Genomic DNA, 2,127 nt, shown 5'->3' with positions numbered 1-2,127 from the left:
CTCTGGTCGGAGGGGCTGTCGCGTCATTTTGACAACCGACGTCAGGTTGCCGCCTATGCCGGCCTGGCGGCGACGCCCTGGAAGAGTGGGGCGATCGATCACGAGCAGGGGGTGTCGAAATCTGGCAATCCGACTCTGCGAACGACGCTGGTCCAGATGGCCTGGCTATGGGTGCGCCATCAACCGCAGTCAGCGCTCACCTTATGGTTCAAGGAGCGGGTGAAGCAGAACAACGGCCGGCTGAAGAAGACAATGATCGTGGCGCTGGCCCGCAAGCTGCTCGTGGCGCTGTGGAAATACATTAACGCCGGCGTTGTCATCGAGGGAGCGATCATGACGGTCGCCTGATGCGCTACACCCATCGAATTCTGCCATCTTCCAGGATCTGATCAGTCCTGGCGGATCCGAGGTGGACGAACCGGCACGTAGCGTGGCTTCAATCGCCGTTGTCTCAGAATGGTCTCGTCTTCCTGAGCCCCTGTCCGCCGCAAGCGGGATGTTGGTGCCGCTGTTTCGAACAGCGACCGTATATAAGTTGGATCTGGCTCGGGAAACGAGCCGCGTCATGCAATCGGGCTCAGACCATGGATACCGTAAAACCAACGGACCCAAAAAAGCGGAGCCCTAAAGGCCTTGACACTCCTCATATAAGCTACGTGGACCTTGAGGCTCGGGTGCGGCGCGATCATCCGTTGCGCCGTATTCGGGCGATTGTGAACGAGGCGCTTTCGGCGTTGGAGCGGGACTTCGCGGCGCTATATTCGCCGATCGGACGGCCATCGATCCCGCCGGAGAAGCTGCTGCGGGCGATGCTGCTGCAGGCGTTCTATTCAATCCGCTCGGAGCGGCTGTTGATGGAGCGGCTGGAATACGACCTTTTGTTCCGCTGGTTTGTCGGCATCGGTGTCGACGAGGCGGCGTGGAACCATTCGGTGTTCTCCAAGAACCGCGACCGGCTGCTGGAAGGCGACATCGCGGCAAAGTTCCTGGCGGCGGTGCTGGCGCAGCCCAAGGTCAAGAGGCTTCTGTCGACGGATCACTTCTCGGTCGACGGGACGCTGATCGAGGCCTGGGCGTCGATGAAGAGCGTCAAGCCGAAAGACGGCTCGGGCGAGCCGCCAACTCAAGGCGGCGGGCGCAACGCCGAAGCGGATTTCCATGGCCAGAAGCGGTCGAACGATACACATGGCTCGACCACCGATCCTGACGCCAGGCTCTATCGCAAAGGGCAAGGCAAGGAGGCCAAGCTCTGCTTCATGGGACATGGGCTGATGGAGAACCGCCACGGCCTGCTGGTCGATGCTTGCCTGACACTCGCCGACGGGCATGCCGAGCGGGTAGCGGCACTGCACATGGTCGAGCCTTGCGCCGACCGACCGCAGGCGATCACGCTCGGTGCCGACAAGGCCTACGATGCGGAGGACTTCGTCAACGAGTTGCGCTCGATGAGGGTGACGCCGCATGTGGCGCAGAACACCAGCGGCCGTAGTTCGGCCATCGACGGGCGCACCACCCGGCATAGCGGCTATGCTGTCAGTCAGCGTATTCGCAAGCGCATTGAAGAGGCGTTCGGCTGGATCAAGACGGTCGCCGGTCAACGCCAAACCAAGTTCCGCGGCCGCGACCGCGTCGGATGGGCCTTCACCTTCAGCGCCGCCGCCTACAATCTCGTGCGGTTGCCGAAGCTGCTGGCGGGGCCGACATGATCGCGCCTGCGGGCTGTCAACTGATCGGCCGCTGGCGGATCATCGAAGCTGATCTGTGGGATCGCGGCTATCTCGACCTCGGCGGACCCGCCACGATCACCATCGGGGCCGACAACCACGGTGAGATCGCCTTTGGCGCCCTGCAAGCTGGCCTCGATCTCGGGTACAGCCCCTCAATGGTCTTCTTCACATGGGCTGGCTTCGATGAGATGGACGAAGTCACCGGCGACGGATCCGCCGAATTGCTCGACGACGGCTCGATCGACATCACCTTCGCCTATCACAACGGCGACGAGGCTATCCTCAAGGCCAAACGTGATCCTTCTTCAACAGATGGGGTGATTGGGGTCTCGCCCGAGCCAAGGTGCGGGCGGCTGCTCCTGTATGGATGTTACAACGTGGTCGCCTTGGAGCGCCACAA

At 62.1% G+C, this 2,127-nt stretch carries 3 protein-coding genes; all 3 read left to right on the top strand.

Features of this window, described 5'->3' with window-relative positions; translation table 11 throughout:
* Positions 1–348 (top strand): transposase (locus tag NKJ08_RS38510; protein ID WP_352786364.1); only part of this gene is annotated, 348 nt, incomplete at its 5' end.
* A 299-nt stretch (positions 349–647) separates the two neighbouring features.
* The gene (locus NKJ08_RS38505; protein WP_352786366.1) at positions 648–1,706 is read left to right on the top strand and encodes an IS5 family transposase; all 1,059 of its coding nucleotides are present in this window, start codon (positions 648–650) and stop codon (positions 1,704–1,706) included.
* Positions 1,703–2,127, top strand: a 425-nt coding sequence (locus NKJ08_RS38500) for a hypothetical protein (protein WP_352786362.1), incomplete at its 3' end; no start/stop codon positions are given. The genes NKJ08_RS38505 and NKJ08_RS38500, both read left to right, overlap by 4 nt.

Origin of the sequence: Mesorhizobium sp. M0244, from assembly GCF_040321795.1 — a bacterium.
Lineage (GTDB): Bacteria > Pseudomonadota > Alphaproteobacteria > Rhizobiales > Rhizobiaceae > Mesorhizobium.
Note: the sequence above shows the minus strand (reverse complement) of the source record. Positions and strands in the feature narration are given on the sequence as shown.